The 531-nt window shown below is 37.1% G+C and carries 1 protein-coding gene; it reads left to right on the forward strand.

Translation table 11 applies throughout. From position 1 onward, the window contains the following. Positions 1-531: ABC transporter ATP-binding protein (locus tag ACWKWX_RS32755; RefSeq protein ID WP_483829949.1), on the forward strand; the 531-nt coding region annotated here is incomplete at both ends.

Consider the following 531-nt stretch of genomic DNA (forward strand, 5'->3'; position numbering starts at 1 on the left):
AACCAGCGGAACGGTGATAGTAGATGGCTTGAACCTGGATGATGCACCGAATGAGATCAAAAAAATCATCGGTGTACAATTACAAACCTCAGGTTATTATCCCGGTTTAACCTTGGTAGAATTGATACATTTATTTGCTGGTCTATACAATGAAACTATCGATCCTTTAATATTATTGGATACAGTGAATTTGCGCGATAAAGCAAAAGCAAAATATAAGGAATTGAGTGGTGGACAGAAACAGCGATTTTCCATTGCTACTACACTGATTAATAAACCCAAGATTATTTTTTTGGATGAGCCCACTACAGGATTAGATCCTCAAGCACGTAGGAATTTATGGGATCTGGTACTGGATATCAGAAAGAAAGGCACCACTGTTATTATTACTACACATTATATGGATGAAGCAGAAGTGCTTTGTGATAGAGTAGCTATTATCGATAGTGGAAAAATCATTGCGTTGGATTCACCCGATAAATTAATAGATGATTTAGTTGCCGGTGGATTCGAAAGACCTAAAGAGGTTAA

This window comes from Pseudomonas imperatae (assembly GCF_057128625.1).